24 protein-coding genes and 1 tRNA gene are annotated in these 23,736 nt (G+C 75.1%); 8 read left to right on the top strand and 17 right to left on the bottom strand.

The genetic code is table 11. The annotated features are described in order from the left end of the window. Nucleotides 1-110 precede the first annotated feature (110 nt). Nucleotides 111-713, top strand: coding sequence for a Rho termination factor N-terminal domain-containing protein (locus ACI79W_RS10480; protein ID WP_456562014.1), 603 nt, complete (start codon nt 111-113; stop codon nt 711-713). A 57-nt stretch (nt 714-770) separates the two neighbouring features. On the opposite strand, the gene ku is transcribed toward ACI79W_RS10480, so the two are convergent. From ku to ACI79W_RS10455, 5 genes are all read right to left on the bottom strand, one after another. Beyond that, nucleotides 771-1,769 (bottom strand): non-homologous end joining protein Ku, encoded by a 999-nt coding sequence (gene ku, locus ACI79W_RS10475; protein WP_456562013.1) that lies wholly within the window; start codon nt 1,767-1,769, stop codon nt 771-773. 50 nt (nt 1,770-1,819) lie between these two features. Continuing rightward, nucleotides 1,820-2,671: a hypothetical protein gene (locus ACI79W_RS10470; protein WP_456562012.1), complete on the bottom strand. Its 852-nt coding sequence runs from the start codon at nt 2,669-2,671 to the stop codon at nt 1,820-1,822. A gap of 74 nt (nt 2,672-2,745) precedes the next feature. Beyond that, a complete protein-coding gene (locus ACI79W_RS10465; protein ID WP_456562011.1) occupies nt 2,746-3,165 on the bottom strand; it encodes a hypothetical protein in 420 nt (139 codons plus the stop codon). Between the two features lie 11 nt (nt 3,166-3,176). Beyond that, nucleotides 3,177-3,983 carry a TIGR02587 family membrane protein gene (locus ACI79W_RS10460; RefSeq protein WP_456562010.1) on the bottom strand — a complete coding sequence of 269 codons (807 nt, stop codon included), beginning with the start codon at nt 3,981-3,983 and terminating at the stop codon, nt 3,177-3,179. Then, complete coding sequence (locus ACI79W_RS10455; RefSeq protein ID WP_456562009.1) at nt 3,980-5,233, bottom strand: cation:proton antiporter; 1,254 nt, start codon at nt 5,231-5,233, stop codon at nt 3,980-3,982. The genes ACI79W_RS10460 and ACI79W_RS10455 overlap by 4 nt, the downstream gene beginning before the upstream one ends. Nucleotides 5,234-5,792: 559 nt before the next feature. On the opposite strand from ACI79W_RS10455, the gene ACI79W_RS10450 reads away from it, so the two are divergent. Together ACI79W_RS10450 and ACI79W_RS10445 are read left to right on the top strand one after the other, a co-directional pair. Beyond that, nucleotides 5,793-7,295, top strand: coding sequence for a phosphatase PAP2 family protein (locus ACI79W_RS10450; RefSeq protein WP_456562008.1), 1,503 nt, complete (start codon nt 5,793-5,795; stop codon nt 7,293-7,295). A gap of 9 nt (nt 7,296-7,304) precedes the next feature. Beyond that, nucleotides 7,305-8,189, top strand: a complete 885-nt coding sequence (locus tag ACI79W_RS10445; protein WP_456562007.1) for an alpha/beta fold hydrolase — start codon at nt 7,305-7,307, stop codon at nt 8,187-8,189. A 4-nt stretch (nt 8,190-8,193) separates the two neighbouring features. Here the strand turns inward: ACI79W_RS10445 and ACI79W_RS10440 are convergent, their stop codons facing one another. The 5 genes from ACI79W_RS10440 to ACI79W_RS10420 form a co-directional block, all read right to left on the bottom strand. Beyond that, a complete protein-coding gene (locus ACI79W_RS10440; protein ID WP_456562006.1) occupies nt 8,194-9,813 on the bottom strand; it encodes a molybdopterin-dependent oxidoreductase in 1,620 nt (539 codons plus the stop codon). A gap of 134 nt (nt 9,814-9,947) precedes the next feature. After that, complete coding sequence (locus ACI79W_RS10435; protein WP_456562005.1) at nt 9,948-11,165, bottom strand: phospholipase D-like domain-containing protein; 1,218 nt, start codon at nt 11,163-11,165, stop codon at nt 9,948-9,950. Between the two features lie 5 nt (nt 11,166-11,170). Beyond that, nucleotides 11,171-11,353 carry a hypothetical protein gene (locus tag ACI79W_RS10430; protein WP_456562004.1) on the bottom strand — a complete coding sequence of 61 codons (183 nt, stop codon included), beginning with the start codon at nt 11,351-11,353 and terminating at the stop codon, nt 11,171-11,173. 116 nt (nt 11,354-11,469) lie between these two features. Then, nucleotides 11,470-12,720, bottom strand: coding sequence for a cytochrome P450 (locus ACI79W_RS10425; RefSeq protein WP_456562003.1), 1,251 nt, complete (start codon nt 12,718-12,720; stop codon nt 11,470-11,472). A 32-nt stretch (nt 12,721-12,752) separates the two neighbouring features. Then, on the bottom strand, nt 12,753-13,052 hold the full coding sequence (locus ACI79W_RS10420) for a hypothetical protein (protein WP_456562002.1): 300 nt from the start codon (nt 13,050-13,052) through the stop codon (nt 12,753-12,755). A 1,066-nt stretch (nt 13,053-14,118) separates the two neighbouring features. Between ACI79W_RS10420 and ACI79W_RS10415 the strand changes: the two genes are divergently transcribed. Beyond that, nucleotides 14,119-15,177, top strand: a complete 1,059-nt coding sequence (locus tag ACI79W_RS10415; RefSeq protein WP_456562001.1) for an AI-2E family transporter — start codon at nt 14,119-14,121, stop codon at nt 15,175-15,177. A gap of 5 nt (nt 15,178-15,182) precedes the next feature. Here the strand turns inward: ACI79W_RS10415 and ACI79W_RS10410 are convergent, their stop codons facing one another. Further along, entirely contained in the window at nt 15,183-15,824 is a 642-nt protein-coding gene (locus tag ACI79W_RS10410) for a hypothetical protein (protein WP_456562000.1), read from the bottom strand. 142 nt (nt 15,825-15,966) lie between these two features. Here ACI79W_RS10410 and ACI79W_RS10405 point away from each other — a divergent pair, with 142 nt between their 5' ends. Beyond that, nucleotides 15,967-16,302: a hypothetical protein gene (locus ACI79W_RS10405; protein WP_456561999.1), complete on the top strand. Its 336-nt coding sequence runs from the start codon at nt 15,967-15,969 to the stop codon at nt 16,300-16,302. Nucleotides 16,303-16,359: 57 nt separating this feature from the next. Then, nucleotides 16,360-17,637, top strand: coding sequence for a class I SAM-dependent methyltransferase (locus tag ACI79W_RS10400; RefSeq protein ID WP_456561998.1), 1,278 nt, complete (start codon nt 16,360-16,362; stop codon nt 17,635-17,637). Here the strand turns inward: ACI79W_RS10400 and ACI79W_RS10395 are convergent. Then, entirely contained in the window at nt 17,634-19,322 is a 1,689-nt protein-coding gene (locus ACI79W_RS10395) for a flavin monoamine oxidase family protein (RefSeq protein ID WP_456561997.1), read from the bottom strand. The genes ACI79W_RS10400 and ACI79W_RS10395 overlap by 4 nt on opposite strands. Before the next feature lie 71 nt (nt 19,323-19,393). Next, nucleotides 19,394-19,765: a nuclear transport factor 2 family protein gene (locus ACI79W_RS10390; RefSeq protein WP_456561996.1), complete on the bottom strand. Its 372-nt coding sequence runs from the start codon at nt 19,763-19,765 to the stop codon at nt 19,394-19,396. Between the two features lie 97 nt (nt 19,766-19,862). Between ACI79W_RS10390 and ACI79W_RS10385 the strand changes: the two genes are divergently transcribed. Further along, nucleotides 19,863-20,258, top strand: a complete 396-nt coding sequence (locus tag ACI79W_RS10385; RefSeq protein WP_456561995.1) for an MmcQ/YjbR family DNA-binding protein — start codon at nt 19,863-19,865, stop codon at nt 20,256-20,258. A 91-nt stretch (nt 20,259-20,349) separates the two neighbouring features. Here ACI79W_RS10385 and ACI79W_RS10380 read toward each other — a convergent pair. Next, nucleotides 20,350-20,422, bottom strand: a tRNA-Asn gene (locus tag ACI79W_RS10380). Nucleotides 20,423-20,561: 139 nt separating this feature from the next. On the opposite strand from ACI79W_RS10380, the gene ACI79W_RS10375 reads away from it, so the two are divergent. After that, on the top strand, nt 20,562-20,771 hold the full coding sequence (locus ACI79W_RS10375; RefSeq protein ID WP_236829519.1) for a hypothetical protein: 210 nt from the start codon (nt 20,562-20,564) through the stop codon (nt 20,769-20,771). Between the two features lie 13 nt (nt 20,772-20,784). Here the strand turns inward: ACI79W_RS10375 and ACI79W_RS10370 are convergent, their stop codons facing one another. The 3 genes from ACI79W_RS10370 to ACI79W_RS10360 are packed head-to-tail and all read right to left on the bottom strand — an operon-like array spanning nt 20,785 to nt 23,734. Next, nucleotides 20,785-21,339 (bottom strand): hypothetical protein, encoded by a 555-nt coding sequence (locus ACI79W_RS10370; RefSeq protein WP_456561994.1) that lies wholly within the window; start codon nt 21,337-21,339, stop codon nt 20,785-20,787. Continuing rightward, nucleotides 21,336-23,225 carry a DNA primase gene (dnaG, locus tag ACI79W_RS10365; RefSeq protein ID WP_456561993.1) on the bottom strand — a complete coding sequence of 630 codons (1,890 nt, stop codon included), beginning with the start codon at nt 23,223-23,225 and terminating at the stop codon, nt 21,336-21,338. The genes ACI79W_RS10370 and dnaG overlap by 4 nt, the downstream gene beginning before the upstream one ends. Continuing rightward, complete coding sequence (locus ACI79W_RS10360) at nt 23,225-23,734, bottom strand: hypothetical protein (protein ID WP_456561992.1); 510 nt, start codon at nt 23,732-23,734, stop codon at nt 23,225-23,227. Before ACI79W_RS10360 ends, dnaG begins: the two co-directional genes overlap by 1 nt. Between the last annotated feature and the right edge of the window lie 2 nt (nt 23,735-23,736).

Raw genomic sequence — 23,736 nt, 5'->3', positions numbered from 1 at the left:
GCGGGGCGGCACCGTGCACGGTGCCGCCCCGCCAGCTCCCGCGCGTGCGGCGCGCACCTTCGGGTACGGCCCGGGTCGATGCCTGCACCGATCCCGGAGGAGGACCACGCATGACGAACGAGACTCCGAACAAGCCTGACCTGAGCGAGACCGAGCTCCGCGAGATGAAGGTCGACGAGCTGCGCGAGCGCGCCAAGGACGACGGCATCGAGGGCACCTCGTCCATGAAGAAGGAGGAGCTCGTCGACGCGGTCTCCGAGGCCCACCAGGAGGGCCGCGACTCCGGCGGCGGCGGCGGGGACGAGGGCGAGGCCGGTGCCCCGGGCGACCGCGGACCCGACGACGGCCACCTGCGCACCGGCGACCAGACGTCGCGGTCCCTGAAGTACTCGCAGGAGGTCACCTCGCTGGAGGAGGACCCCGAGCGCCCCGGCCGCAGCCTGGCCACCTCCAGCCACGAGGTGATCCGGCGCTGGGCCGAGGAGCGCGGCGGCGTCCCGGCCACCGTCGAGGGCACCGAGCACGGCGACCACCTCGGCGTGCTCCGCTTCGACTTCGGCGGCGAGAACGAGAACCTGCGCCACGTCAGCTGGGACGAGTGGTTCGCGACCTTCGATCACCGGAAGCTGAACTTCCTCTACCAGGAGGAGCGCAAGGACGGGAACCAGAGCACCTTCTTCCGGCTGGAGAGCCCGGACCGCGAGGACGCCTGACCGCACGTACCGGGTCGTCCTCGCCCCAGGGCGACGGCGACCCGGTGCAGGCCGGGCTCAGGAGGCCTTGCCCGACCCCAGGCGGGCGTCGGCCACGGCGCCGGCGAGCTCGTCGCGGGTCATCCTCGACCGGCCCGAGACGTCGAGCTCCTGCGCCATGTCGTACAGCTCCTTCTTCGACCTGCCCTCCAGGTCCTCCTCCGGCGAGCGCCCGCCCCGACGGTGCGCCTTGCGCGTCCGCAGCCCGGCGTCGCCCCCGGAGTTGCCCGGCCGGTGCTTCCCGGCGGACTCCACGCTGGCGCGCAGCGCCGACATCAGGTCGACGACGTTGGACGCGGTCTCGGGCGCCCCCTGGGTGACCACCTCCTCGCCGCGGCGCTTGGCCTCGATCAGCTCCTCGACCCGGTCGCGGTAGGTGTCGCGGTAGTTGGTCGGGTCCCACGCGGTCGTCATCGAGTCGATCAGCGAGACCGCCATGTCGAGGTCGCGCGACGCGAACGAGTGCCGCACGGGCAGCTGCTCGATCTCCTCGAGGGGGTCGCGCACCTCGTCGGCGAAGTACATCGTCTCCAGCGTGAGCACGTCGCCCTGCGGGCGGACGGCGGCCAGGTACTGCTTGGACCGCATCACGAAGGTGGCGATGGCCACCCGGCCGGCCCGCTCCATGGCCTGGAGCAGCAGCGCGTACGCCCGCTGCGCCTGCTCGTCCTGCGGGGCGAGGTAGTAGGTCCGGTCGTAGTAGATGGGGTCGATCTCGGCGACGTCGACGAAGTCGGAGATGTCGATGACCCGCGACCGTCCCGGCTCGATCTCCTCGAGCTCCTCGGGGGTGACGATGACGTACCGGCCGTCGCCGATGTCCTCGCCCTTCACGATGTCCTCGTAGTCGACCTCCTCGCCGGTGTCCTCGTTGATCCGCCGGTAGCGGATGCGCGACGAGGTGCCCCGCTCGAACTGGTTGAAGTGCACGGACTTGTCCTCGGTCGCCGAGTACAGGCCCACGGGGACGTTGACCAGCCCGAACGCCAGCGCTCCGGTCCAGATGGCTCGTGCCACGGCTCCTCCTCGCGACTGCTCCGGCAGGGGTACCCCGGCGCCCGCGTCCGTCACCCCGATCCGGCGGCGGGGTCCTCCTCGTCACGCTCCGCGGCCAGCCGGTCGACCCGTGCGCGGGCGCGGTCGCGGACCTCGCCGGCCCGGCGCGCCCGTCGTTCGCCGGCGTCCCGGCGCCGCTGCGCCGAGCGGAGCTCCTCGCCCGACGACGCGGCCTCCCGCTCGGCCTCGCGGAGCTGCTCGGCCAGCTCGTCGACCCGCGCGCGAGCGCGCTCGCGGCGGGCACCTGCCTGCTCGACCCGCTCCCGGTCGGCGCGCGCCTCCTCCTCTGCCTCGGCCGCGGCCGCCTCGGCCTCCCCGAGGTCGCGGCACGCCTTCGCCAGCGCATCCGGCCCCGTGCGCCGGCGCGCCGGCCGCTGCACCTGCGTGCCGGCCGCCGCGGCGCGCGGGGCCCCGCCGTCGCCGACGTCGGCGACCGCGCCCTCGACACCGACCCGGGCGAGGCCGTGGTGCGACAGCGGTGTCAGGAGGCGACCGGAGAGCACCGCCTGCCCGGCGGCCTCGTCGGCGATCGCCGCCCGGAGCGTGTCCTGCACCTGGCCTGCGACGGCGTCGCTCACCGGGTGGCCGAGCTCGTGGGCCAGCGAGCGTGCCTGCCGGGTCAGCGCCGCCACCACCCGGTGGCGCTGCTGGGAGAGCTCCCGGAGCTCGTCGCCGTCGAGGTCGCCCTGGGCCTCACGCAGCGCCGCCCCGAGCTCGACCAGCTGGCTGACCTGCGCGGGCTCCTGGCGGACCAGGGTGTTCACCACCCAGGCGGCGGTAGTCGGCTTGCGGAGCCCGCCGATCGCGCGGGCCAGCTCGCGGTCGCCGGCCGCACGGGCCTCCTTCCGCCGGGTCTCCCGCACCTCGACGAAGTCCCCTGGCGGAACCCCGTAGAGCTCGTCGGCGACGTCGGCGAGCCTGGGCGTGGGCGAGCGGGTCAGGGCGCGACGTACCCCGCCGGGCGGACCTCGAGCCGGCCGTCGCGCGGGTCCTCGGAGAACAGGAGGGCACCGCTGTGCCGGCTGTTCGGCGGGAGGTAGGGGACCGACGTCGAGGCCTGCTCGACCTCGCTGCCGTCGCGGGTGAGGCTGCCCGAGACCTGCACCTGCTCGGCCGTCCGGCCACCGCTGTTCGTGACCTCGAAGTGGACCGCGTAGCCGTCCCCGGCCGCACCGATCGAGCCGACGCTGACCGAGAGCACCGGGTCGGACTCCCGGACGGCCACGGCCTGGTAGGTGAGGAAGCCGAGGAGCAGCACGACGAGGAGGCCGCCGAGTGCTCCCAGCGCGTACTCGCCGGGGGTCGTGCTCTCCTGGTCGTCATCGTGCCGGTCGTCGGTGTGCTGGTCGTCGTCCACGTCGTCCTCCGTCACAGGATGAGCCGGGCTGCCGCCGCGCCGATGCTCGCCGGGAGCGCGAGCACCACGGTCTCGTTGACCGCCATGGCGAGGGCGGTGCCGTCGAATCGACCGAAGGTCCAGAGCAGGTAGGCCGAGATGGCGAGTGCGGCGACGTACCCCACGACGGTCAGGGTGAGGAACGACCGGACGAACCCGTTGGTGGACCTCTCCTGCCCGCCGAACCCCAGCGAGTACACGAAGCCGTGCATGAGCACGAGGCTGAGCACGGCCAGCAGCGCGATGTTGACCGTGCCGGCCTCGGCCGCGAGGAGCACGACCTCCTCGGTGGGCGCGATGTTCGCCGCGAAGACCACCGATCCGGCGGCCATCAGGAACAGCTCGTGGCCGTACCCCGAGATCCGGGGCCGCCGGCTGCCCTGCCCCAGCTGGCTCCGCGCGTACGAGGCCCCGATGGCGGCCGGCAGCGTCTCGATCGCCACCACCGACACCGCGGCACGCCAGTCCATCAGCGGGTCCACCACGCCCAGCACCGCCAGGACGACGGTCGCGGCGACGACGGCGGCCAGGACGGCGACCCCCGCGTCGGCCAGGTACCCGCCGGCACCGACCCCACCGGGCCCGGCCCCGAAGGCCCGGGAGAGCCCGATCACCAGCATCACCGCGGTCACGACCAGCAGGGCCAGCCGGTACCGCTCCACGCTGTGCGCCAGCCGCCAGAACTCCATCGTCATGAGGAGGGGCAGCGCGAACAGCAGCGAGCCCGCGAAGGCCCGGCCGACGCCCTTGGCGAGCTCGACGCTGCCGGTGCCGCTCACCCCGCACCGGTCTCGGTGCGGCCGGTGCGGGTCGCGGTCGTCCTGCGGGAGGGCTCGTCCCCCGGCGCGCCGGGGAGGTCCGGCTCCGGCCGCCCCTCTGCCCGGGCGAACGCGTGGGCGATCGGGACGTCGGTCGACGAGTGCGCCAGGATCGAGGCGAAGATGACCAGCGCCACCAGGTGGAACATGGCGTCCGCGCCGGGCACCCCGGCGTCGAGGATGAGCAGCCCGTAGACCACCGAGGCGAAGCCCTTGGGCCCGAACCAGGCCGCGGCGGCCTTCTGCGGGCCGGGCAACCCGCTGCGCAGCAGGGCCAGCATGATCGCCACCGGGCGGGCGAGCACCAGCGCCAGCACGGCGAACAGGTACCCGGTGAGCGGGATCTCGCCCAGGAACGCCGGGGAGATCAGCGCCCCGAAGACCAGGATCGCGGCCAGCTTGAGCAGTTCGGTGACGAGTTCCCCGAACTCGGCGAAGGACTCCTCCACGTCGGGCGCGAAGGTCGCGATGGTGATGCCGGCGGTGAAGGCGGCGAGGAACAGGTTGGCGTGGGTCAGGTCGGCCAGCCCCAGGACGACCAGGCCGATCGACAGCCCGCCCAGGGAGGCGTACAGCGGGGTCGCGGAGGTGAACCGGCTCCGGATGAGCAGGATCGCCACGGCCGGGACGGCGAAGCCGAGCGCCACGCCGAGGGCGAGCTCACCGGCGAGCGACCCGTAGTCGACCTGGTCCTGCGACAGCACCGACAGCAGCACCAGGACGACCGGGAGGGCCAGGCCGTCGTTGAGGCCGCTCTCCACGTTCAGCAGCGACCGCAGCCGACCGGGCACCTCGGGGCGCCCCACGATGGCGGAGGCGAAGACCGGGTCGGTGGGGGCGAGGACCGCACCGACGAGCATGGCCTGGATCCAGGGCAGGCCGGCGACGTAGTGCGCCAGCACTGCGGTGACAGCGAACGTGAGCGGCATGCCGAGCACGAGGGCCCGGCCCGGCAGGCGCCAGGCGCGGCGGAGGTCCGAGAAGCCCACCCGCATGCCGTCGGTGTAGAGCACCGAGAACAGGGCCAGCTCGGCCAGCCCCACGACGATCTCGTCACCCGGCTGCAGGGTGAGGACCCCCGTGACGCCGTCCCCGAGCACGAAGCCGGCGAGCAGGAAGAGCACCGCGGTGGACAGCACCGTGCGGTGCGCCAGGCCGGAGAAGAGCACGCCGGCGAAGAGCAGCACCGAGAAGGCGAGGAGGAGGTCCACCGGTCTGCCCTACCCCGTCGCACGCGATCGAGCCCGTTACGTTCCCCGGACGGAACCGCCGGTCGGCAGCCGATCGCGGTTGCGGGTGCCGCCGGTGGCAACCCCACCCGCATGCCGGCCACCTCCGCAGACGACAGCTCGGGTAGCGCGCCCGTCGCCGACGGCCCCGCCGTGGTGCACCTCGACGACGAGGCCGCCACCGACGAGGGGGTCGCAGGGGCGAGGGCGGCCGCGCTCGCGCGGGCGCGCCGCGCCGGCCTCGCCGATCGTGCCCGGCTTCGTGGTGACGACCGGGACCGTGGAGCGGCTCGCCGCCGGTTCGCCCCTTCCCGACGACGCGCGCGCCGCCTGGCGGGACCTCTCCGAGGAGGGCGGCACGCCCTGGTGGTGCGCAGCAGCTCGACGGTGGAGGACCTCGGCGACTCCTCCATGGCCGGGCGCTCCGGATCGCCACGGTGACCCCGGAGGACGCTGCCGCCCGCTGAGCCACCGGCAGCCGTCACCGGATCGTCAGCTGCCGGCTGGTGTGCCCGTGCACCGGCGGGTACCCGGAACGGGCATGAGCCGGGGGGACGAGCGCGCCGACGTCGACGCCGACCGCAGCACCACCGGGCTGGGACGCTTCGGGCTGCGGACCGTCCTCGGCCTGGTCGCCCTGCTCGCCGGTGCGGTCCCCTTCCTGCTCCTCCTCCTCCTGGTGCAGCGGGAGTGGTCGCCGCTGGCGGCGCTCGACGGTGAGGTCGCGGCAGGGCTGAACGAGGCGGCGGCCGGTTCCCCCGCGGCGGTGCGCGTGCTGCAGGCCGTCACCGACCTGGGCGGCGCACCCGCCTCGATCCTGCTCTTCACGCTCACGACGGTCTTCCTGCTCATCCGGGGGCAGCGGCGGCTGGCGGCGTTCACCGCGGTCACCGGTCTCTCGCTGCCCGTGCTGGTGCCGGTGACCAAGGCGCTGGTCGACCGCGCCCGCCCGGTGGTGGCCGATCCCGTCTCCGACCTGCCCTCGAACGCGAGCTTCCCCAGCGGGCACGCGACCGTCTCCCTGGTCACCTTCGGCGTGCTGGCGCTGCTGGTGCTGCCGGCGGTCCGCCGGGGGCTGCGGCCCTGGGTGGTCACCGCCGCCCTCCTCGTCGCCCTGGCCGTCGGCTTCACCCGGCTGGCCCTCGGCGTCCACTTCGTCACCGACGTCCTCGCGGGCTACGCGCTGGGCGCCGGGATCCTCGCGGTGACGACGGCGGCCTTCCGCGCCTGGCAGCACGACCGCGACCTGCCGGACGAGCCGATGGACCCGCTGGACGTCGACACCCGGGACGCGCCGCAGCTGGCGCCGGCCGGTCAGCCGGCGTTGCCGGCGGGACGTCGCACGGTCGTCCGGCTCCTGGTCGCGGCCGCGGCCCTCTCCGCCGTGCTCGTCGCGCTCGGGCTGCTCGTCACCGGCGTGCTGGGTGGCACCGCGCTCGGCCGGTTCGACCGCTCCGTGGTGGAGTCGTTCGTCGAGGCGCGCTCGCCGGCGCTCACCGACGCCACCGCCGTCGTGGAGCGCCTCTCGGGCACCGCGATGGTGATCGCGGTGCCGCTGACCCTCGCGGTCCTCGCTCTCGCGATCACCGGGAGCTGGCGGCCGGTGGCCTTCGTCCTGGTCACCGTCGCCGGTGAGCTCGGCACCTACTTCGTCGTCTCGCGCACCGTCGACCGCGCCCGGCCCGCCGTCGCCGACCTCACCGCCGGCCTGCCCACGGCCGCCAGCTGGCCCTCGGGGCACGTCGCGGCGGCCGCCGCCCTCTACGGGGCGCTGAGCGCGCTCGTCATCAGCCTGGCCCGGGGCCGCCGGCGGTGGGCGGTGCTGGCCGTGCCCGTCCTCGTCGTCCCGGCGGTGGCCCTCTCCCGCATCTACACCGCTGCCCACTACCCGACCGACGTCCTCGCCGGAGCCGCCCTCGGCACGGTGTGGGTCCTGGTCTGCGCCCGGTACCTCCTGCCCGGGGTCGCGGTGCTGCGCCGACCGGCGCTCGCGGGGGTGCGACCGTCACCACATCGACACAGCAGCGGTCGGGCGGCTGGGTAGGGGCCCGCCATGACCGACGTGACCTCCTTCGACGGCACCCGCCTGGCCCTCTACTCGTGGGGGGACGAGGACGCTCCCCTGGTCGTCCTCGTGCACGGGCTGGGGATGTCGGCGGACTCCTGGGGAGAGGTGCCGCGGCGGCTCGCCGAGCACTTCCGGGTGGTCGCCTACGACCTGCGCGGGCACGCGCAGTCCGGCGACGCGCGGTCCGGGAGCTACGGCCTCGCGTCGCATGCCGCAGACCTCGGCGCGGTCCTCGGCGCCGTCGTGCCGCGGGGCGGCTCCGCGGTCGTCGTGGGGCACAGCCTCGGCGGGGCCGTGCTCCTGCGGCACGTCGACGGCGGCGCGGACGACCGCATCGCCGGAGCGGTCTTCATCGGCTCCGGTGGCGCAGGGGTGACGGCGCCGGGGTTCCCCGGGCGCCACCTGCCGGGCTGGGCGCGGGCCCGGCTGGGCTCCATCTGGTTCGCGCTGCTGCGCACCGGCGCCCGGTGGGGCAGGCGGCTCCGGCCGGTCCGCGCGGTCTCCGATCGCGGCATCCGGCACTTCGCCTTCGCGCCGGGTGAGCCGCACGAGGCCGTGGCGCGCATGCGGGACGATTTCCTCTCCACCCGACCGCTGGCCATGGCCGGTACGGCCCTGGGTGCGCTGAGAGAGGACGGCGTCGCACGGGCGCGCTCCCTCACGGTCCCCACGCTGCTCGTGCACGGCGACCGTGACCCGGAGGTGCCGAACGCGGAGATCCACCGGCTCCTGTCCGCCCTGCCCGACGGGGAGCTGGTGCAGGTCCCCGGGGCAGGTCACATGCTGCCGCTGACCGACCCCGACGTGGTGGTCGAGCAGGTGTCGCGTTGGGTCGGCCGGTTCGGGGGAGACCAGGACGCCGTCGCCTGATGCCTCAGTCCTGGACGAGGACCTCGACCACCGGGTGGCCGGACGCGCCGTCGGGCGCCACCGGCGCGCGCTCGTCGGTCTGCACCTCGCCGAGCCCGTCGGTCGCCCGTGCGGTGATCACGTGCCGGCCGGGCGCCGCGTCCCAGGGCAGGTACCACTGGCGCCAACAGTCGACGTCGAGCGACTCGGCGAGCTCCGCCTCCTGCCACGGGCCGTCGTCGATGCGCACCTCGACCCGCTCGATCCCCCGCGTCGGCGCCCAGGCGACCCCGGCGATCGGCCGCCGCGCGGCGGGGACGGTGCTGCCGGACCTCGGGACGTCGATGCGGGCCTGCGTCTTGATCGGCCCCTCCTTGGCCCAGCCGCGCGGGATCCAGTAGCCGTCGACGTCCCAACCGGTGAGCTCGATCGTCGAGAGCCACTTCGTCGCCGAGACGTAGCCGTAGAGGCCGGGTACCACGAGCCGGGCCGGGAAGCCGTGCTCGGCCGGCAACGGCTCCCCGTTCATGGCCACCGCCACCATCGCCTCCTCGACGTCGAGCGCGGTGATCGTGGGAAAGCCCGCGGTGAAGCCGTCGACGGAGCGGCCGATCAGCTGGGTGGCACCCTCCTGCAGGCCGGCGCGTTCCAGCAGCGCGCGCAGCGGGACCCCCTGCCAGCGGGCGTTGCCGACGAGGTCGCCGCCCACCTCGTCGGAGACGCAGACGAGGGTGACGTCCGCCTCGATCTGCGGCAGCTCCAGGAGCTCGGCGTAGGTGAGGGTGAACGGGTCGTCGACCATCCCACGCACCTCCAGCTGCCAGCCGTCGGGGTCGACGGTCGGCACGCGCAGCGCCGTGTCGATCCGGTAGAACTCCGCGTTCGGGGTGAACAGCGGGGTGAGGCCGGGGATCTCCAGGTCCGCACCGTCGGGCACGGGCCCTGCCTGCCGCACCGGGACCGGCAGCCGGATGGCGGCCCGCAGCCCGTCGAGCCGCTCCCGGCCGGACAGCAGGTAGCCGCCGACACCGGCGAGCACGCCCAGCACGGTGGCCCCGCCGGTCACGGCCAGGAACCGCCGCCGGTCCAGCTCGCTGAGCGCGGGCACCGTCCCGGGCTCGGCCGGGTCGGCGGGGGCCGGGGCGCCCCCGCCCGCCAGGACCGCCCGGCGGGGCAGGAGGACGACGAGGAGACCCAGCACCGCGATGCCGGTGGCGGCCCCGACCAGCCCGACCGGCACGGTCGGGAAGACGGGGTTGCGGTCGTCGGCGAGGGCGGCGACGACGCCGAGCGTGGCGAACAGGGCGATCCCGCCCGCGGCCGGGACGACCCGGCGCCGGGCGAGCACGCCGAGCGCGGCCCCGATCAGCGCGGAGACGACCAGGACGCCGCCGAGGAGGACCGGCTTGTCCGCGGCACCCAGCGTCGCGATCGCCCACTGCTCGAGCCAGCCGGGCACGCTGTCGATGACCGCGTCCCCCACGGCGATGACCAGTGAGGGTGCCCCGGGGACCAGCCCGGCGACGAGTTCGGCCATCCCGAGGCCGGCGGACACCGCGGCCACCCCGGCCAGCGCCGCGCTGCCCCGCCGCAGCGGGTGGGCCCATCGCTCCCGCGCACCTGCCGACTGCGTCGTCTCCGCCACGTCGGACCCGTGACCCACCCGCGCAGGCGGGACACCGGCCCGGCGGGGATCGACGCAGGATCGTCATGCGCTGCTCAGGGAGTCCCGGCCTCGTCGTCCGGGGGAAGGCCGCAACCGGGCCACCCACGGCCGCCTCACGGCCGGCGCCCGGCCAGCCCGGCGGCCCCCAGGCCCCGGAGGGGACGCCCCACCACGTCCGCGGCCACCTCCAGCACCCGCCTGGCGGGGCTGCGGTGCCGCCACCGGCCGGCGTCCACCCGCTCGCTGAGCGCCAGGTCGTCGGCGAAGTGGCGGTCCAGCACCCCCACGACCGCGGGGTCGTCGAGCACCAGGCCCACCTGCTCGTTGAGCGCCAGCGACCGGGTGTCGACGTTCGTCGTCCCGACCAGGGCGACGGCGCCGTCGACGGAGACGACCTTGGCGTGGAGGAGCGAGGGCTGGTACCGCCAGATCTCGACGCCGGCGTCGAGCAGCGGCTGGAAGTCCAGCTCCGCCTGCAGGTGCACCGAGGGTCGCTCCACGTGCGGTCCGCTGACGAGCACCCGCACGCACACCCCGCGGCGGGCGGTGTCGCCGAGGAGCTGGCGCAGCCACCGGGGCAGCCGGATGTACGGCGTGGTGATCCGGACGTCCTCGCGCGCGGCGTGCAGGAGCGCGGAGATGGCGACGGCCGCCTCGCTCCAGCCCGGCTGCGACGACGTCCGGAGGACCTGGACGGCGGTCGCGCCCGCCGCCGGCAGCGCGGGGAACTCGTCGGCTGCAGCCAGCAACCCGCCTGGCAGGCGGACCTGCGCCTGCATCCAGGCGGACACGAAGGCCGCGCGGAGGCCCGCGACGGCCGGGCCCCGCACGCGGAAGGCGGTGTCCCGCCATTCACCGGGCCGCCGCCCGTCCCCGGTCCAGGCGGAGTCGATGCCCGTTCCCCCGGTGAACCCGACCTCCTCGTCGCACACGAGCACCCGGCGGTGCGTGCGCATGTTCCAGACGGTGGCCCGGAAGCTGTGCATCGGCCGGTAGAAGAAGACGGTGCACCCTGCCGCGCGCAGGGCCCGGAGGTCCTCCCGGTCCATGTGCTTGGCCCCGTAGCCGTCGAGCAGGATCCTGACGCGCACCCCCTCCCGTGCCCGCCCGGCGAGGGCTCCGGCGACCTCGTGGCTGATCTCCCCACCCCGCCAGGAGAACCAGAGGAGGTCGACGCTGCGCCGTGCGGCGGCGATCGCTCCCAGCACCGCCGGGAAGGTCTCGTCCCCGTTCCTCAGGACGTCGACCCGGTTGCCCTCGGTGAAGGGCACGCCCACCAGGGACTCGACCACCCGCCGGGTGGGGACGCCGTCGGTCGGATGAGCGGCCACCCCGGTCATCCCGCGCACCGGGTCCCGGCGACGCCGGCGCCGCCCTCCTCCAGCAGCACGTCGCCGTGCGCATCCCGGTGCCGGCGGGCGGTGGCCGGCCGGCCGGGCCCGGCCCCGGCGCTCTCGTCCACGGGCGGGGCGACCGTCGGGGTCGTCCGCTCCTCCACCACCACCTGTCCTGCGGGCACAGGGGCTCCTCTCGCTCACGTGCGGCCCGGTGCACGGCTATCCCGGCCCGGCCGGGGGAAACGACCCGGTGCGCCGCCGTCACCGGTTCGACACGGAGCACCGCGGCCGGCGCGGCTCAGGCCATGGGCCGGACCACGGTCAGGCGCATCCCGCTGGCCGGGCCCGCCGGCATCCGTGACAGGTCGACGCTCAGGTCCTGCAGGGGGAGCTCGTAGGTCATGGCCGTGGTGAGCAGCCGCACCGCGCGCTCGACGACGGAGATGGTGAGCCACTCCCCCGCACAGCGGTGCCCCGCGTCGAACTCCCCGCCCCCCTGCGGCACGAAGCTGTACGGGCCCCCGTTCCAGGTGGCGAACCGCTCGGGCCGGAAGGCGGCCGGCTCGTCCCACAACCGGCGGTCGTGGTTGGTGGCGTAGACGTCGAGGAGGAACCAGGCACCTCGCTCGAAGCGGCGGCCGCGCCAGTCGAACGGTTGCAGCACCCGGCCGCCCACGGCGGGGAAGAAGGGGTGGTAGCGGCGGACCTCCTGCACGAACCAGCGGCGGTACTCCCCGTCGGCGGCGGCGCGGGCCCGGGCCTCGGGGTGCTGGGCGAGCGCCAGGGCGGCGAAGACGACGTACCGCGCCACCGCCACCGTGGGGCGGAGCACGTTGATCAGCTCCACCCGCGCGACCTCCGGGTCCAGCAGCCGTCCCTCCTCGTCGCGGTGCGAGGCGATCACGCCCGCCGCCCGGCCCTCCTCCACCGGCAGCGCACCGCTGCGGATCCGATCGACCACCTCACCGGCCCAGCGCTCGGCCCGGTGCCTCTGGACCTGCCCGCAGAGGTTCCGCGGTCCCACCGCCCCGGCGCCCGCCACCATCGCGGCGAGCTGCCGGGTGCGCTCGCCCACCTCGGCCGGTGCCAGGGGGATCCCGGCCCACGCGCACACGGCCCGGCAGAGCACCTCGTGGACGGCGTCGAGCAGGACGACGTCCCCCGCGCCGGTCCACCGCGCGATCCCGTCCCGCCACTCCTCCTCCACCAGGTCGGTCAGCTCGCCCAGCGCGGCGGGGGTCATGAGCGACAGGAACATGCCCTTGCGGTGCCGGTGCGCCTGCCCGTCCAGCATCTGCACGCTGCCGAGGTCCTGCAGGAGCGTCAGCACCGTCGGTGGCAGCGCGCGGCGGCGGGTCATCCGGTCCGGTTCGTACAGCAGTCGCGCCGCCTCCTCGCCGTAGGCCACGACGGCCGGCCGGAGCATCAGGCGGGTCTCGAAGACATCGGTCCCCGTCGCCTGGAAGCGGTGGGTGCCGAACGCGTACCCCTCCCGGAGGAGGGCGAGGCTGCTGTCCGCAGCACCCAGGCGGGGGATGTCGTCGATCATGGGTGCGCTCCTCTCTCCTGACGACCGTGCCGCTACCGGCATCGCGCCCGGACGGCGGCCGGCGGGAGGTGACCCGCCGGGACGCGCGCGGCGGCCGCGGTGCGCAGCCGCTCGTCCAGCAGGTGGTCGACCATCCGCGACCTGCAGTCGATGGTCACGACCAGGGTGGCCTCGAGGTCGGCGAGCTCCTCCTGCCGCCGCCGGACCCCGGCGAGCTCCCGTGCCGCGTCGCTCCGGATGCGGTGGCAGGAGCGGAGGTCGTCGTCGACGGCGGCGAGGCTCCGGGGCAGCGGCGCGGCCGCGGTCGGGCGGGAGAGGACGGGCTGGGACACGGCGACCTCCGGGTGCGGGTGGGCGGCGGCCAGGGCGGCGGTGGCCGGTCCGCCGGGTGTGCCCGCCCGAGCGGCGCTCAGCGCGGCGCCCACCGTCCTGACACGGATCTGCAAGAGGACCGCAACAGAACGGCGGGCGGCCGCGACACGAGCGGCCGCGACGCAGAGGGGGAGGCACATGAGCACGAACGCCGCACGCACCAGACCACCGGCCGGCAGCGGGCGGGTCGCACCGCGACCGCCCTGGCCGCCGCCGTGCCCCGCATGGGCGGGCTGGCCGCCTGCAGCGACGACTCGGCTGCCCCCGAGGCCGGTGACGTCAGCGCCGACGACCTGCAGCAGGTCGAGGAGCAGCTGGCCGGCCTCGACGAGCGCGTGGGTGCGCTGGAGGAGGGGATGGGCGCGGACTCCGGCGGCGGTGACCGGATCGGTGCCGACGACGACACGGCCGCGATCTTCGAGGACGCCCAGTCCTTCGTCGGCCAGGAGGTCAGCGTCAGCGCAGAGATCTCGGAGCTGGTGACGACGACCGACGTCGGCAGCGCCTTCCGGAGCGCCGGCGAGCCGGGCGAGCCGATCGCCGTCGTCTCCGCCTCCCGGGCCGCGGAGATGGACGCCAACGACGTCGTCCAGGTCACCGGCACCGTGGTCCAGGTGCAGCGGGACACCTTCGAGCAGGACTTCGGCATCGCCGCCGACGAGCTGTTCGAGGACGCCGACGCGTGGTTCCAGGAGGAGGAGGGCTCGGCCGCCATCTCGGCCGACAGCATCGAGGTGCTGCAGAACAGGGCCGGAACGACTGACCCGCGCAGCGCCGGGCGGTGGTGGGGCACCGGTTCCCCCGGTGGTCCCCCACTGCCCCGTGCGGCTCGCCCGGCCGGTCGCGCCGCAGTGGCCCAGGATCGGGCGTACCCCTGGCCGCGCTGCGGCCCTCGATCTCCACGACCGGAGGAGCGACTGTGCGGACGGGACGGCGGCGGTGAGCTGGTGGTCGAGACGGGCGCCGGAGGACGGCGTGCCGTCCGCGGGAACCGCCGCGGCGCCACCCGGCGGTCAGCCGGTGCCCGTGCCCGTGGTTCCGGCCGCACCGGCCTGGGCGGTGCGGACACTCGTGGTCAGCGCCGCCCTCCTGGCGCTCGCCGCGACCGGCTGGCTGCTGTTCTGGATCCTGCTGCGGCTGCCGCTCGTCACGGTGACCGTCGCCGTCGCCCTGCTGCTGACCGCGATCGTCCAGCCGGTCACCCGGTGGCTGTCCAAGGGGCTCCCCCGGGCGCTCGCGGCGCTGCTGTCGGTGCTCCTGCTGTTCGGCGTCCTGGTGGGCGTCGGCTTCCTCGTGGGCTTCCGCGCCGCGGACCAGCTGCGCAACCTCACCCGCCCGCTGGCCGCCGGGATCGACCGCATCCGCGTCTGGCTGATCGAGGGCCCGCTGCGCCTGGACCCGCAGCAGGTGACCGAGGCGCGCAACGCAGTGGTGGACCGCATCTTCCGGCTCGCGCCCGACCCGACGGCCGCGGCCGGCATGGCGCTGTACCTGCTGGCCGCCGTCGTCCTGGTGGCCTTCCTGACGTTCTTCCTGCTCAAGGACGGCGCGTCGATGTGGGCCTGGGTCCTGCGGCTGACGCCCGACCGGCGGCGCGAGCAGGTCGACGGCGCCGGCCGGACGGCGTGGACGACGCTGTCGCAGTACGTCCGGGGCGTCATCATCGTGGCGCTCATCGACGCGGCCGGCATCGGCGCCGCGCTGCTGGTGCTCGGGGTGCCGCTGTGGCCCTCGCTCACGCTGCTGACCTTCCTCGGCGCCTTCGTCCCCCTGTTCGGCGCGACGGTGAGCGGGGTGGTGGCCGTCCTCGTCACCCTGGTGACCAACGGGCTGACCGACGCGATCGTCGTGCTGGTCGCCGTCCTGGTCGTGCAGCAGGTCGAGGGCAACATCCTCCAGCCGATCATCGTCGGCCGCGCCCTGCGGCTGCACCCGGTCGTCATCCTCGTCGCGGTGACCGCCGGCTCGATGCTCTGGGGCCTGGCCGGTGCGCTGCTCGCGGTCCCGCTCGTGGCGGTGGCCTACCGGGTGCTGGTCCACCTGCGCGAGCACCCGGTGGCGCGTCCGGGCGCCGCCGTCCGGTAGCGCGCTCAGCCCGAGGCCTGCTGCACGACCTCGATCTCGCGGGCCGCGACCGCGACGTTCCCGGCGAGAGCGGCGAACAGAACCTCCGGGTCCTCGGCCAGCACGTCGGCGGAGATCCCGAAGTCCGCCTCGAAGGAGCTGCGCTCGACGCGCTCGACCGGGCCGGTCACCCGGAGGACGTCGCCCACGTCGAGCTCGCCGGGCGGCGTCACGGTGATCACCCCGACGGTGCTCCCCGTCCCGTCCCCGAGGCGGAACGCGGCTCCCACCTCCGAGACGGAGACCAGGCTGACGACCTCGGCGGTCACGGTCACGTCCTCACCGACGAGGAAGCCGGGGTCCTCGAACAGGCCGGCGGGGTCGTCGAGCGGTGAGGGGTCCTCGTCCGGGGGCGGCTGCCCGCCGGTCGGCGGTGCGTCCGGCGTGGGGGTGGCGGGCCCGGCCGACGGCACCGGCCGCTCCTCCAGCGCCTCGACGCGGTCCCGCAGCGCGTCCAGCTCGTCGGCGAGCGCCGCCACCTCCTGCGCCGTCGGGCCGGTGGCTCCGCTCCCGCACGCGGTCACGCCCACGACCCCGAGGGCCACGGCGACGGCGACCCGACCCGCTCGGGCCCCGCTGCCCGCACGCGTCCGCCGCTGGGCGCGCATGTCCCTCCTCCGCTCGGCCGGGGCTCCCGCCCCCCAGCGTGGGCCCCTCGCGCACCGGGGGCAAACCGGTGGAGGTCACGGTCAGGACACCGGCCGGTGCGCCTGGCCGGCCGGGCGCCCGGCCGCAGTTACCGTCCCCGGCGTGCTCCCGCCCGACCCCGCGGACACCGCCGCCTGCGCGACCTGCGGCCGGCCCTGGGCGGACGTGGACGGCGGCCGGGGCTGGCTCCACCTGGAGGTCACCCGCTCCGACGACGTCGACGGGCTCCGCTTCCTGGATGCCGACTTCTGCACCCAGCAGCACGCCGCCCAGTGGCTCGCCCGGCCGCTGCCGGACCCGGTGCCCACGGCACCCCCCGCGACGACCTGGGACGACCGGCTCGCCACGGCCTGGGTGACCCTGCTGGTCCTGCTCGTGGCCGCACTGACCGGGCTGGGCGTCTGGACGGCCGGCCGCTTCCTCCTCGACGTGCTCTGAGACACCGACGGCGCACCCCCTCCCGGTGGGGGCGGTCGTTCTGCCAGGGTCGGGCGCATGGCGACGCGGGGAGCGAGCGGATTGGTCGACGAGCTGGCCAGGACCCTGCTGGGCGCCCCGCTCCCCCTGTCGGTGCGCTGCTGGGACGGGTCGGAGTCCGTCGTCGACGGCGCCCCGACCCTGGTGGTGCGGAACCGGCGGGCGCTGCGCCGCCTGGTGTTCGCGCCCGGGGAGCTGGGGCTCGCCCGGGCGTACGTCAGCGGCGACCTCGACGTCGAGGGGGACCTGTACGCGGCGCTGAGCTTCCCCGACGAGCTGCCGTCCCGCCCCGACCTGCGGCTGGACCGGCGGACCCTGGCCCGGCTGGCCGGCCCCCTGCTGCGGCTCGGGGTGCTCGGGCCGCCACCCGCGCCGCCGGCCGAGGAGGCCCGGCTGCGCGGGCTCCGCCACTCGCTGCGCCGCGACCGGAGCGCGATCAGCCACCACTACGACGTCGGGAACGACTTCTACCGGCTGCTGCTGGGCCCCTCGCTGGTCTACAGCTGCGCGTACTTCCCCGGGCCGGCTGCCTCCCTGGAGGAGGCGCAGGAGGCCAAGCTCGACCTGGTCTGCCGCAAGCTCGGCCTGGAGCCGGGGATGCGGCTGCTCGACGTCGGCTGCGGCTGGGGGTCGCTGGCCCTCCACGCGGCGTCGCGGTACGGCGTCTCGGTCGTGGGGGTGACCATCTCCGCGGCCCAGGCCGAGCTGGCCCGCCGGCGCATCGCCGACGCCGGGCTCGCCGACCGCGTCGAGATCCGGTTGCAGGACTACCGCGAGGTCGCCGACGGCCCCTTCGACGCGATCGCGTCGGTCGGGATGGCCGAGCACGTGGGCCACGCCCAGTTGCCCGCCTACGCCGCCCGGCTGCACGCGCTGCTGGCCCCCGGTGGGCGGCTGCTCAACCACGCGATCGCGCGGGGGCCCGCTGCCGGCCCCGACCGCCCCGACCCGGGGTCGTTCCTCACCCGGTACGTCCTCCCCGACGGCGAGCTGCAGCCCGTGGCCACCCACGTCCGGGTGCTCGAGGAGGCGGGTCTCGAGGTCGTCGACGTGGAGGCGCTGCGCCCGCACTACGCGCTCACCTGCCGGGCGTGGGTCCGCAACCTCGAGGCACGCTGGGAGGAGGCGGTCCGGTCGTCCTCGCCGGGGCGGGCGCGGGTGTGGCGGCTCTACCTGGCGGGGTCGGCGCTGGCCTTCGAGCGGCACCGGGTGGGTGTCAACCAGGTGCTCGCGGTGCGGCCGGGCGGTGCGGACCGGCTGCCGCTGCGCCGCCCGGACTGGAGCCGTTCGGGCTAGTCCGGCAGCGCGACGGGACCGATCTCGGCGAACACGTCGCCGGGGCCCGGGTTCTCGGGGTGGGTGCCGCCGCCGAAGTGCCGCATGATGCCCCACACCGCGTTGAGCGACGTCTGCACCGCGCCCTCCACCCAGGCCGGTGTCCACGAGACGTCGTCGCCGGCCAGGAAGATGCCCCGGTGCTCCGGCGGGAAGTCGTCCTGCACGAAGTGCGCGTACATCCGGTGGTTGTAGCGGTAGTGCCCCGGCAGTGCGCCCTTGAAGGCGCCGAGGAAGTGCGCGTCGGCCTCCCAGGAGACGGTGATCGGATCACCGATGATGTGCCGCGCGATGTCCAGGTCGGGGTAGATCTTCTTCAGCGCGCCCAGCGCCAGGCGCACGCGCTGGTCCACCGGGTACGGGAGCATCTTCAGCGCGTCGCTCATCCACGAGTACGTCAGGCAGATGACGCCGGGCTTGTCGTCGCCGTGGTCGAACAGGTACGTGCCGCGGGTGAGCCGGTCCGTGAGCGTCATGCTCATGACGTCGCGGCCGGTCGCCGGGTCCCTGTCCTTCCAGAACGGCCGGTCGACCATCACGAAGGTCTTCGACGACTGCATGTACCGGGTGCGGTCCAGCGCCGTCCACATCTTCTGGGCGAACAGGTCCTCGTCGCAGTCGATCGTCGTCGTCAGCAACCAGCTCTGGCAGGTGACCAGCACCGCCGGGTAGCGGGCGGTGTGCCCCCAGGCGTCCGTGACGGCGAAGCTGCCGTCGGCGGCGCGGGCGATCGCGGCGACACCCGCGCGCGGCCCGCCGGAGTGCAACTTGGCGAGCGTGGTCCCCGCCGGCCAGTGCGCGGGCGCATCCGGGGCGTGGTTCCACAGCCCCCACGGCACCTGCTCCACCCCGCCGACGACGAAGCGCTGGTCCTCGTCGCAGTTGGTCATCACGACGCGGAAGATCTCGAGCATCGAGTTCGGGAAGTCCGAGTCCCACCCGCCGGTGCCGAACCCCACCTGGCCGAAGACCTCGCGGTGGTGGAACGACAGCCGCGAGAACGCCTCCGAGCTCGCGATGAAGTCGTAGAAGGTGCGGTCGTCCCAGAGCGGCACCAGCTCGTCCCACAGCGACTTCAGCGTCGTGACGTCGCGTGCCCGGATCGCGTCCTGGATCTCGGCGAACCGCACGGTCCCCAGGGCGTCCGCCCACGCCGCCGCGACCTCCCGGAACAGCGGCGGCAGGGCGTCCGAGGACTCCGCGTAGTGGGTCTCGCCCTCGATGTCGATGACCGTGCTGCCCGACGCCGGCGTGAGCGGGTTGGGGAAGGGTCTGGTCTCCAGGCCGAGCAGGTCGACGTAGCGGTAGAAGGCGGTCGACGACACGGGGAACCGCATACCGCCCAGCTCGGCGACGATCTCCGGCGGCGCCCCCTCGAAGCGGGCCGACCGCAGCCGGCCACCCATCTGGGAGGCCTCGTAGAGGACCGGCCTGAGGCCCAGCTGCATCAGCTCGTAGGCGGCGACCAGGCCGGAGATGCCCGCGCCCACGATGGCGACCTCCTCGCCGTGGCGCTCCGGCGGGATCGCGCCCAGGCCCGAGGGGTGGGTGATCCAGTCGTCGAAGGCGAACGGGAAATCCGGGCCGAAGATCGTGACCGGACGCCGGTCGTCCTGTGCGATCTCGGGATCGGGACCGATCGTCATCGCGCCTCTCTCCTCCTGGCCTGCGGCGACTGCCCGCCGCACCCTACGGGGCCGGCCGGTGCCGGCCCGGCTCACGCGAGCAGGGCCGCCATCCGCTCGCGGAGGGCGGTCGCGGCCGAGTAGGGGCGGACCATCACGGTCAGCTCGGTGAGCACGCCGTCGCGGCCGCGCAGGATGTCCACCCCCTGGAGGGCGCGGTCGCCGACCCGGGTGTCGAAGGCGAGGACGTGCCCGCCGTCGCCCGCGTACGAGGCGGTGTAGCGGAACTCCTCGAACACCGACATCACGCCGGTGAGGATCGCGCGCAGCGGCCCGGTACCGCGGTAGGGCTCGTGCACGATCGGCGACAGGAAGACGCAGTCGTCGCTGAACAGCCGCACCGCCGCGTCGACGTCGCGGTTCTCGACGGCCGCCCGGAAGGCGGCGTAGGGGTCGGTCGGCACGGTCGTCCCTTCCTCCACGGTCTCTGCGGTCGTGCGGGCTCCGGCACCACCGCACGGCACCCTCCCACCCGCGCCCCGTCGGGACCACACTGCGGGAGTGGCCACCTGGGAGGACGTACGGCGGCTCGTCGCCGCGCTGCCGGGCACCGACGAGCACCCGTCGTACGGCGGGCACCCGTCGTGGCGGGTGCACGGCAAGGGTTTCGTGTGGGCGCGGCCGCTGCGGGGAGCGGAACGGGCCGCGCTCGGCAACGCAGCACCGGGTGAGGACGAGCCGCTGCTGGGGGTGCGCGTGGCCGACCAGGGCGAGAAGGCCGCACTGCTCGCCGCAGCGCCCGACGTCTTCCTCACCACCCCGCACTTCGACGGGTACGCCGTCGTCCTGGTGCGCCTCGAGCGGGTTCCGGATGCCGAGCTCGCCGAGCTGGTGGAGGACGCGTGGCGCGCGCGTGCGCCCCGGCGGCTGGCCGCGGAGTTCGACGGCCACGGCTGACCTGCTGGGCCCGGCCGTCGGCCGGCGCGCAACAGTCGCCCCCGGGGACGACGAAGGCCCGCGACCGGAGCGGTCACGGGCCTGGCGGGAGCTCCCCCGATTGGACTCGAACCAATAACCCTGCGATTAACAGTCGCATGCTCTGCCAATTGAGCTACGGGGGATCAGCGGGCGCGACCCGCTGGCGCCGACGAGACTACCCCACGTCCCGAGCGCTCCCGAGGGCGGCTCGCGGACCGCGGCGCGATGCTCGCCACAGGTACCGTGTCCGCTGTTCACCGCCCGAACACCTGGAGGTCACCCGTGGCCAAGCTGTCGTTCCTCGCCGGATTCGGCGCCGGCTACGTGCTGGGGTCGCGGGCCGGCCGCGAGCGCTACGAGCAGATCCGCCGCGCCTGGGAGCACGCCAAGGACGACCCGCGCCTGCAGAGCCTCGCGGGCATCGCGCAGGCCAAGGCCGACGACGCCGTCTCGACGCTCAAGTCCCAGCTGGGCAGCGAGCCGCAGCGCTGAGCCGCCGGCCGGTTCAGTCCGGCTGCTCGGCGGCGAGCGCCTCGGTGAGCTTGCGCCGCGCGATGTCGCGGGCCACCGGGTCGTCGCGGTCGGCGTCGTCGTCGAAGACGACGGTCCACTCGCGGGCCGCCTGACCCGGGACCCGCCGTGCCACCAGCAGCAGCCCGCCGCGGTCGGGGAGCGGGCTGCGCCGGCTGGTCACGATGGTCTGGTCGACGCGCCGGCGGACGGTCGCCGGGAGGTCGCCTGCGTCGGTGAGCACGTGCCGCACGGCGGGCAGCCGGGCCTGCACGCCCGGCTCCACCTCGGTCAGCGGCGTCACGGTGAACGACCCGCCGCCGTCGGAGGTCGACGCCCAGCGGGCGTGCCCGACCTCGTGCCACGGGAGCACCGCGGCGTCGGCGCCCGGGCCGGCCGTCCGCAGGCCGCGGGAGGTGGCCACCAGCCACCCGGCGCCGCGGGCGAGGACGCCCCAGGCGAGCACCCGCTCGTCGGGGTCGGTCACCGCGGCCCGGACCTCCTCGGGTGGCCGCGCGAACCGGCGCCGGAGGCTCTTCACCAGGCTCACGAGGCGATCCCGCCCATCGCACGCTCGCGCAGCGACCGCGCCTGCTGCTCCAGCGCGACCAGCTGCCCGAACACCTTGGTGTACTCCTCGGCCTGCTCCACCGGGTTCATCCGCTGCAGCCGACCCTTGAGCGCGGCGACCTGCCGCACGGTGGCCATCTCCTGGAGCCGGGCGAGGATCGCGTTCACGTAGGCGGGGTCGCACTCACCAGTGACCGAGCGCATCGGCTCGACCGCCAGCGCGGTCAGCAGCGCGCGGGCGCTCTCCCGATCGCAGTGCGCGGCCACCTGGTCCAGCCACGCCGGCCCGGTCACCGTCACGCCGCCGGCACCGCCCGCCCCGGCCACGGCCGCGGCGACGGCGGCGTAGTCGGGGTCGGTGTAGGCGCCCGGCGGGACGGCGTCGAACGCGGGCCCCGCGTACTCGGGAGCCTGGAGCGCGGCCTTGACCGCCTCCCGCTCGACGGCGACCGCGGCGTCGTCAGGGGTGCGCTTGGGGGCGCGCGGGCGGCCCCGCGAGGGCGGCCCTCCCCCGTCGCCGGTGAGCCGGCGCACCCGCTCCAGCACCTCGGCCTCGTCGGTGTTGCCGATCATCCCGGCGAGCTCCCGGGCGTAGGCGGGACGCAGCGCGTGGTCCTTGATGCCGGCGACCAGGGGTGCGGTCTTCTCCAGCGCGGCGACCCGTCCCTCGACGGTGTCGAGGTCGTAGCCGGCCAGCGTGGTGCGCAGCACGAAGGCGATCAGCGGCGTGCGCCGGGCGACCAGGTCCCGAACGGCGGCGTCGCCCTGCTCCTGCCGCAGCTCGCACGGGTCGCGCCCCTCGGACTCGACCGCGACGAACGTCTGCCCGACGAAGCGCTGGTCCTCGGCGAAGGTCTTCATCGCCGCCGCCTGGCCGGCCGCGTCGCCGTCGAAGGTGTAGACCACCTCGCCGCGGAACTCGTCCTGGTCCATGAGCAGCCGGCGCAGCACCCCGATGTGCTCGGCACCGAAGGCGGTGCCGCAGGAGGCCACCGCCGTCGTCACCCCGGCCAGGTGGCAGGCCATCACGTCGGTGTAGCCCTCGACGACGACCGCCTGGTGCCGCCGGGCGATGTCGCGCTTGGCGCGGTCGATGCCGTAGAGCACCGAGCTCTTCTTGTAGAGCGGCGTCTCCGGGGTGTTGAGGTACTTGGGGCCCGGGTCGTCGTCCATGAGCTTGCGGGCGCCGAACCCGATGACGTCGCCGGTGATGTCGCGGATCGGCCACACCAGCCGGCGGTGGAACCGGTCGATCAGCGTGCCGCGGGAGGACTCCTTCGCCAGGCCCGCCGTCACGAGCTCGGCCTGGGTGAAGCCCTTGGCCCGCAGGTGGCGGGTCAGCCCGTCCCAGCCGCCGGGGGCGTAGCCGCAGCCGAAGTCCAGCGCGGCCTGGCGGTCGAAGGCGCGGTCGGCGAGGAACTGGCGGGCGGGTGCGGCCTCCGGACTGCCCAGCTGCTCGGCGTAGAAGGCGGCCGCGGCGGTGTTGGCGGCGACCAACCGCGCGCGCTGGCCCACCGAGGCGCGGTCGGGGCCGGCGGTCGGCCGCCCGCCGTCGTCCTCGTACTTCAGCTCGATGTTCGCGCGGCCGGCGAGCAGCTCGACGGCCTCGGTGAACGACAGGTGGTCGATCTGCTGGACGAACGAGATGACGTCGCCGCCTACCCCGCAACCGAAGCAGTGGAAGAGGTTTCTCGACGGCGTGACCTGGAACGACGGGGTCTTCTCGTCGTGGAAGGGGCACAGGCCCTTCAGGCTGCCGCCGCCGGCGCGCTTGAGCTGCAGGTGCTCGCCGACGACCTCGTCGATCTTGCTGCGCTCGCGCACCAGCGCGATGTCCGCGGCGCGGATGCGCCCCCGGCCGGCCATCAGCTGCTCCCCCCGACCACGGCCACCCCGACCGCGCCTGCCACCACGGCCGTGTTGCGACGGGAGAGCACCAGCTCCACCCACAGCAGGAAGACCTGGTGGTGCAGCGGCAGGGACCCCTCGGCGTGGAGGGTCGGCCGCGGTGACCAGCCACCGGTCGTCCCGGTCCCGGCGACGGGCCGGCCCCCGGCGGTGTAGCGGTGGGTGCCCTTCCACATCGAGGCGGTCACCCGCTCGACGACGACGCCCTCGAGGTCGAACTCCCACGTGCCCTTCCAGACCGAGGTCTGCCGCGCCCGCAGCCGGGCCGTGCCGGCGGGGTCGACCTCCCAGCGGCCGATGAGCACGCTCTTCTCCTTGGTGAAGACCCAGGACCGGTCGCCGACCTGGGCGGTCGCCGCCTCGCGCCAGTTCTCCGCCCGCAGGCCCGCCACGACCGCGCCGTCCGACAGGACGGGCACCACGCCCCTCCCCGCGCCGGCGGTGCCGGCCTTGCCCAGTTCGAGCACCG

The organism is Blastococcus sp. SYSU DS0533, from assembly GCF_054050775.1.
Note: the sequence above shows the minus strand (reverse complement) of the source record. Positions and strands in the feature narration are given on the sequence as shown.

Excerpts from the sequence above, each read along its gene's own strand:
- ACI79W_RS10480 (WP_456562014.1), top strand. The coding sequence starts at position 111 with ATGACGAACGAGACTCCGAACAAGCCTGACCTGAGCGAGACCGAGCTC.
- ACI79W_RS10450 (WP_456562008.1), top strand. The coding sequence starts at position 5,793 with ATGAGCCGGGGGGACGAGCGCGCCGACGTCGACGCCGACCGCAGCACC.
- ACI79W_RS10445 (WP_456562007.1), top strand. The coding sequence starts at position 7,305 with ATGACCGACGTGACCTCCTTCGACGGCACCCGCCTGGCCCTCTACTCG.
- ACI79W_RS10425 (WP_456562003.1), bottom strand. The coding sequence starts at position 12,720 with ATGATCGACGACATCCCCCGCCTGGGTGCTGCGGACAGCAGCCTCGCC.
- ACI79W_RS10410 (WP_456562000.1), bottom strand. The coding sequence starts at position 15,824 with ATGCGCGCCCAGCGGCGGACGCGTGCGGGCAGCGGGGCCCGAGCGGGT.
- ACI79W_RS10400 (WP_456561998.1), top strand. The coding sequence starts at position 16,360 with ATGGCGACGCGGGGAGCGAGCGGATTGGTCGACGAGCTGGCCAGGACC.
- ACI79W_RS10395 (WP_456561997.1), bottom strand. The coding sequence starts at position 19,322 with ATGACGATCGGTCCCGATCCCGAGATCGCACAGGACGACCGGCGTCCG.
- dnaG (WP_456561993.1), bottom strand. The coding sequence starts at position 23,225 with ATGGCCGGCCGGGGGCGCATCCGCGCCGCGGACATCGCGCTGGTGCGC.